Genomic DNA, 6,869 nt, shown 5'->3' on the forward strand with positions numbered 1-6,869 from the left:
GCACCAAGGCGTTCGCGCGCGAATCCCACAGGAATAATTGGCCCGAAACAAACGTAGGAGCGAGCGCAGCTCGCGATTGCGCCGCGCGGGCGGCGCTCGATCTCACAGGCGCTGAAGATGCTCCGGCTACCCTTGCCAGGAACCATAGAATCTCCCACAGGGACCGCGCCATATTGAATATCAGCGCAATACTTGTGGGAGCCTGGCTTGCCAGCGATGGGCTGCAAAGCAGCCCCTTGCCAATCAGATCTCGACCTGGGTCCCCAGTTCGATCACCCGGTTCAGCGGCAGGTTGAAGAAGCGCAGGTTGCCGTTGGCATTCTTCAGCAGGAAGGCGAACAGGTTGCCACGCCAGCGCGACATCCCCTCGAGCCGTGAGGCGATCACCGTCTCACGGCTGAGGAAGTACGTGGTGCGCATTGGGGTGAAGTCCAGGCCATCCAGATGGCACAGTTTCAACGCCGCCGGTACGTCCGGCTCGTCCATGAAGCCAAAATGCAGCAGCACGCGGAAGAAGCCGTCACCATAGGCTTCCACTTCGAAGCGCTCGTGCTCCGGCACCCGCGGCCGGTCCTCGCTGACCACCGTCAACAACACCACCTGGCTATGCAGCACCTGGTTGTGCAGCATGTTGTGCAGTAGCGCGTGCGGCACGGCATCGGAACGCGCGGTCAGGAACACCGCCGTGCCTTCGACCCGGTGCGGTGGCTGAATGCGGATACTGCTGATGAACAACGGCAGCGGCAATGCCCCTTCGTCGATGCGCTCGACCAGGATCTGCTTGCCACGCTTCCAGGTGCTCATCAGCAGGTACAGCACGCCCCCGGCCAGCACCGGGAAAGCGCCACCCTGGACAATTTTCGGCACGTTGGCGGCAAAGAACAGCCCGTCGACCAGCAGGAAACCGACCAGAATCGGCACCGCCAGCAGCGGCGGCCACTTCCACAGCAGCAGCATCACCGCCGACACCAGGATCGTGGTCATCAGCATGGTCCCGGTTACCGCAACACCGTAGGCTGCCGCCAGCGCCCCGGAGGACTCGAAACCGATCACCAGCAGTACCACACCCACCATCAGGGTCCAGTTCACCGCACCGATATAGATCTGCCCTTGCTCGTCGCTGGAGGTGTGCTGGATCTGCATGCGCGGGATATAACCCAGCTGGATGGCCTGGCGGGTCAAGGAGAAGGCCCCGGAAATCACGGCCTGCGAGGCGATCACCGTGGCCAGGGTGGCCAGGCCGACCAACGGCAACAACGCCCAGCCCGGTGCCAGCAGGTAGAACGGGTTACGGGCCGCATCCGGATCCTGCAGAAGGAGCGCGCCCTGGCCAAAATAGTTGAGCACCAGCGCCGGCAGCACCAGGATGAACCAGGCACGGGCGATAGGCTTGCGGCCAAAATGGCCCATGTCGGCATACAATGCCTCGGCACCGGTCAGCGCCAGCACCACCGCCCCCAGAATGGCCACGCCCATCCCCGGGTGCACCACGAAGAAGTTGACCGCCCAGCCGGGGTTGAAGGCCTTGAGCACTTCCGGGCTTTGCGAAATGCCGTTCACGCCCAGTGCGCCGAGCACCACGAACCAGGTGACCATGATCGGGCCGAACAGCTTGCCGATCTTCTCGGTACCGTGCTTCTGCACCAGGAACAGGGCCACCAGCACCACCAGCGAGATCGGCACCACCCAGTGGTCGATACCGTCGAACGCCAGGCCCATGCCCTCTACCGCCGACAGCACCGACACCGCCGGGGTGATCATGCTGTCACCATAGAACAGCGAAGCGCCGATCAAGCCACAGATCACCATCAGTGTGCGCAGCCGCGGGTAGGCCGCCGTAGCCCGCCGCGCCAGCGCAGTCAGGGCCATGGTGCCGCCCTCGCCCTGGTTGTCGGCGCGCAGGATGAACATCACGTACTTGAACGACACCACCCACAGCAGCGACCAGAGGATCAGCGACAGGATCCCCAGTACGCCGTCATGGTTGACCGGCACCCCATAACCACCGGTAAAGACTTCCTTCAGGGTATACAGCGGGCTGGTGCCGATATCGCCATAAACCACCCCGACCGCTGCCACGAGCAGGCCCAGCGACCGCGTCGCACCCTGCTTACCCTCGTGCCCGCCCTCAGCGTGACTGCTTGCCTGAACCATCGACCACTCCCGCAGACGGCCATTACGGCCTTTCAGTATTCACTCTGCGACCAAGCACTCACTGCAGCTTGGCGCAACGGCGCGAAGCATAGCGCAGCGTTCGTCGTATTTCTGCTGGTCAAGCGTCCCTGCGCTCGCTAGAATTGCGCACTTTTTGATCAGAGGCGCCAAAAGCGCCCGTCAAGATCGCCCCCGATTCCGGCCGGGCGACCTGCATTCAATACCGAGGTTAGTCATGTCCACCACGCCCGCCACCCCCAAGGTAGGTTTCGTAAGCCTGGGTTGCCCCAAAGCCCTGGTCGATTCCGAGCGCATCCTGACCCAGCTGCGCATGGAAGGCTATGAAGTCGTGCCCACCTACGAGGATGCCGACGTGGTGGTGGTCAACACCTGCGGCTTCATCGACAGTGCCAAGGCCGAATCGCTGGAAGTCATCGGCGAAGCGATCAAGGAAAACGGCAAGGTCATCGTGACCGGCTGCATGGGCGTTGAAGAAGGCAACATCCGTGACGTGCACCCAAGCGTGCTGTCGGTCACAGGCCCGCAACAGTACGAGCAGGTGGTCAACGCCGTGCACGAAGTGGTGCCACCCCGCCAGGACCACAACCCGCTGATCGACCTGGTACCGCCACAAGGGGTCAAGTTGACCCCGCGCCACTACGCCTACCTGAAAATTTCCGAAGGCTGCAACCACAGCTGCAGCTTCTGCATCATCCCGTCGATGCGCGGCAAGCTGGTCAGCCGCCCGGTGGGCGAAGTGCTGAGCGAGGCCGAGCGCCTGGTGAAGGCCGGGGTCAAGGAGATCCTGGTGATTTCCCAGGACACCAGCGCCTATGGCGTTGACGTCAAGTACAAGACCGACTTCTGGAACGGCCGCCCGGTCAAGACGCGCATGCTTGAACTGTGCGAAGCACTGAGCAGCCTGGGAGCCTGGGTGCGCCTGCACTACGTGTACCCTTACCCGAATGTCGACGATGTGATCCCGTTGATGGCGGCCGGCAAGATCCTGCCGTACCTGGACATTCCGTTCCAGCATGCCAGCCCGAAAGTGCTCAAGTCGATGAAGCGCCCGGCTTTCGAAGACCGTACCCTGGCACGCATCAAGCAATGGCGTGAACAGTGCCCCGAACTGGTGATCCGTTCCACCTTCATCGTCGGCTTCCCCGGCGAAACCGAAGAAGACTTCCAGTACCTGCTGGACTGGCTGACCGAAGCCCAGCTCGACCGCGTGGGCTGCTTCCAGTACTCGCCGGTGGAGGGCGCCCCGGCCAACGACCTGGGCCTGGCTGAAATACCGGACGACATCAAGCAGGACCGTTGGGACCGTTTCATGGCCCACCAGCAGGCCATCAGCGCTGCCCGCCTGCAACTGCGCATCGGCAAGGAAATCGAAGTGCTGATCGACGAAGTCGAGGCGCAAGGTTCGGTAGGCCGCAGCTTCTTCGATGCCCCGGAAATCGACGGCAGCGTGTTCATCGATGGCGACCATGGCTTCAAGCCAGGCGACAAGGTTCGTTGCCGGGTGGTAGATGCCGACGAATACGACATGTGGGCCGAGCCGGTCTGACACCCACGCAGTACGCTGCGCACCATCGCCGGCCAGCAGCTCCTTTACCAGGGAGCTGCCCGGCCGATGATGGGCCGCGCAGGCGCACCGGCAATCCTTGGGCCTGTTGCGCTTTTAGCATCTATCGTTTCCTCAGCCCCAGAGGAACGTACCCCGATGCGCCAGCCATTGTCCCTGCAAACCCCGCACCTTAGCGACTACCCCGAACTGGCCCAGGTCTGGGAAGACTCGGTGCGCGCAACCCACGATTTTCTACCCGATGCCTATGTCCGGCTGCTGCGTGAGCATGTGTTGTACCGCTACCTCGACGCCGTGATGCTGGTCTGCTGCAAGGACCGCCAGCGTATCTGCGGGTTCGCCGGGGTCGCCAGCAGCCGGGTGGATATGCTCTTCGTTGCCCCGGCCTACCGTGGCCAGGGCGTGGGCAGGCGCTTGCTGCGCTACGCCATCAACGAACTCAATGCCGAAACCCTGGACGTCAACGAGCAGAACCTGCAAGCCCTGGGCTTCTACCTGCATGAAGGTTTCGAGGTGGTCGGCCGCTCCCCTACCGACGGCCTTGGCCAACCCTACCCCCTGCTGCATATGCGCCTGCGGGGCACAGGCCAGTGCAGCGGCGACTGAATATGCCGCAGCAGGTCGCCGAAATGGCGCAAGTGACACAGATTCCCATCATCAACCGCGTAGGGGCAGGTACAATGGTCACCTTTCCCTGCCTCTGCGAATTGCGCCATGTCCGAACCCGTCCGCCTGTCCAAACGCCTCATCGAGCAGCTTGGCTGCTCTCGCCGCGAGGCCGAGCTGTACATTGAAGGAGGCTGGGTCACGGTCGATGGCGTGGTGGTCGAGCAGCCGCAGTTCAAGGTCGGGCAACAGCGCGTCGAGCTGTTGCCTGGCGCCCGCGCCGAGCCCCTGGAGCCGGTGACCCTGCTGCTGAACCAGCCTGCCGGCATGGACAGCGAAAGCGCCCGCGCCAGCATCAACATGGGCAGCCTCAGCGAAGCCCACCGCGAGGGCGTGCGTGCGCTGCACGGGCACTTTGCCCGGCAGGCTTGCGTCGCCCCACTGGAGCGCGGCGCCAGTGGCCTGCAAGTGTTCACCCAGGACTGGCGGGTGACCCGCAAGATCGAAGCCGACCTGCGCCGCCTGGAGCAGGAATTCATCATTGAAGTGCGCGGCCAGACCACGCCCCAGGCACTGGAGCGCCTGGCCCGCGGTGCTACGCGCAATGACCGTGAGCTACCCAAGGCCAAGGCCAGCTGGCAGAACGAGACCCACTTGCGCATGGCCCTGAAAAACCCGCAGCCCGGGCAGATCGCCGAATTGTGCGCTTACCTGCGCCTGGAGCTGGTCGGCATGCGGCGCATTCGCCTGGGTGGCGTGTCGATGGGCAAGGTGCCGCTGGGCCAATGGCGCTATGTGGCCAGTACCGAACGTTTCTAAGTAATAGGCCGCGCTGGAACGCGCGGCACCTGAACAGGATTCAGCAGCAATGAACCACAACGACGTCCTGCGCAGCCTGCGCTACATGCTCAAGGTGAACGACGCCAAGATGGCCGAGATCATCGGCCTCTCCGGCCTCGAAGTGCACCCGCTGGTGCTCGCCACCTACCTGAAGAAAGAAGACGAAGAAGGCTTTGTGCGTTGCCCTGAGCGGGTGATGGCGCACTTCCTCGACGGCCTGGTGTTCTACCGTCGCGGCAAGGATGACAGCCGCCCGGCGCAACCGATCGAGCTGCCGGTGACCAACAATCTGATCCTCAAGAAGCTGCGGGTGGCTTTCGAACTCAAGGAGGACGACTTGCACGCGATCCTCAAGTCCGTGAACTTCCCGGTCAGCAAGCCGGAATTGAGTGCACTGTTCCGCAAAGCTGGCCACGACAACTACCGGCCGTGCGGCGACCAGTTGCTGCGCAACTTCCTCAAGGGCCTGACTTTGCGCGTGCGCGGCTGAGTGACCATGCAGCACACCGTTGCCCCGGTCGGTATCGTCCGTTCATGCTTCAAGGAAAAGTTTGCCATTCCGCGCCAACCGCAGCTGGCTCCCGCCGCCCGCGGGGTGCTGGAGCTGCTGCCGCCGTTCGACCAGGGTGAGGCAGTCGAAGGCCTGGAGCAGGTCAGCCATGTCTGGCTGCTGTTCCTGTTCCACCAGGCGCTGGAAGACAAGCCACGCCTGAAGGTGCGGCCACCGCGCCTGGGTGGCAACAAGAGCATGGGTGTGTTCGCGACCCGCGCCACCCATCGGCCCAATGGCATCGGCCAGTCGGTGGTGCGCCTGGAGGGGGTTGAACCGGGGCGGCTGCTGCTGTCCGGGATCGACCTGTTGGATGGCACGCCGGTGCTGGACATCAAGCCCTACGTGCCTTACGCCGACAGCATTGCATGCGCCAGCAACCAGATGGCCAGCGCCGCGCCTGCAGCCATTGCCGTGCATTGGGCCGACAGCGCATTGGCGCAGGCCCGCGAGCATGCATTGCGGCTGGGTGAGCCGCTGGTGGCGCTGATCGAACAATGCCTGGCCCAGGACCCACGCCCGGCCTACCAGGTACCTGCACCGGAACGGGTGTACGGGGTGAGGTTCTGGGATGTGCAGGTGCGCTGGCATTACCCGCAGCCGGAGGCGATCCGGGTGTTGGAGGTGGTGCTGGCCTGACCCCGATTCAGGCTTGTTCGCTGGCCATTGTAGGAGCGGCCTTGCGTCGCGATGGGGCGCGTAGCGGCCCCGGGCCTTTAGCCATCCTGCAAGCTTGCCGGGGCTGCTACGCAGCCCTTTCGCGACGCAAGGCCGCTCCCACAAGGACCGCGCAGGCATGAAAAAGGCGACCCGAGGTCGCCTGGCGCTGATCGAACAGTGCCTGGCCCAGGACCCACGCCCGGCCTACTAGGTGCCTGCACCGGAACGGGTGTTGGAGGTGGTGCTGGCCTGACCGCGATTCTGGCTTGTTCGCTGGCCATTGTAGGAGCGGCCTTGCTGGCCCAGGACCCACGCCCGGCCTACCAGGTGCCTGCACCGGAACGGGTGTTGGAGGTGGTGCTGGCCTGACCGCGATTCAGGCTTGTTCGCTGGCCATTGAGGTGCGCCCCATTTGTTGGACAATCTTTGATTAGGCTGCTGCGGCCTGATTCCTGTATGCCACGGGACTCAGGC

Annotated in this window: 6 protein-coding genes; 5 read left to right on the forward strand and 1 reads right to left on the reverse strand. The window is 63.7% G+C overall.

Annotation, left to right across the window (positions count from 1 at the left end):
- Positions 1 to 243 precede the first annotated feature (243 nt).
- Positions 244 to 2,154 (reverse strand): potassium transporter Kup, encoded by a 1,911-nt coding sequence (locus QME24_RS24355; RefSeq protein WP_054905944.1) that lies wholly within the window; start codon positions 2,152 to 2,154, stop codon positions 244 to 246.
- A 235-nt stretch (positions 2,155 to 2,389) separates the two neighbouring features.
- Between QME24_RS24355 and rimO the strand changes: the two genes are divergently transcribed.
- From rimO to tsaA, 5 genes are all read left to right on the forward strand, one after another.
- A complete protein-coding gene (gene rimO, locus QME24_RS24360) occupies positions 2,390 to 3,721 on the forward strand; it encodes a 30S ribosomal protein S12 methylthiotransferase RimO (RefSeq protein ID WP_192440748.1) in 1,332 nt (443 codons plus the stop codon).
- A 156-nt stretch (positions 3,722 to 3,877) separates the two neighbouring features.
- Positions 3,878 to 4,345 carry a GNAT family N-acetyltransferase gene (locus QME24_RS24365; RefSeq protein WP_110679741.1) on the forward strand — a complete coding sequence of 156 codons (468 nt, stop codon included), beginning with the start codon at positions 3,878 to 3,880 and terminating at the stop codon, positions 4,343 to 4,345.
- A gap of 108 nt (positions 4,346 to 4,453) precedes the next feature.
- Positions 4,454 to 5,164, forward strand: coding sequence for an rRNA pseudouridine synthase (locus tag QME24_RS24370; protein WP_235768005.1), 711 nt, complete (start codon positions 4,454 to 4,456; stop codon positions 5,162 to 5,164).
- A 49-nt stretch (positions 5,165 to 5,213) separates the two neighbouring features.
- A complete protein-coding gene (locus QME24_RS24375) occupies positions 5,214 to 5,675 on the forward strand; it encodes a DUF1456 family protein (RefSeq protein WP_029887591.1) in 462 nt (153 codons plus the stop codon).
- Between the two features lie 6 nt (positions 5,676 to 5,681).
- Positions 5,682 to 6,374: a tRNA (N6-threonylcarbamoyladenosine(37)-N6)-methyltransferase TrmO gene (gene tsaA / locus QME24_RS24380; protein ID WP_009682558.1), complete on the forward strand. Its 693-nt coding sequence runs from the start codon at positions 5,682 to 5,684 to the stop codon at positions 6,372 to 6,374.
- Positions 6,375 to 6,869 lie beyond the last annotated feature (495 nt).

This window comes from Pseudomonas sp. PARCl1, assembly GCF_947311875.1.
GTDB classification, from domain to species: Bacteria; Pseudomonadota; Gammaproteobacteria; order Pseudomonadales; family Pseudomonadaceae; genus Aquipseudomonas; species Aquipseudomonas juntendi.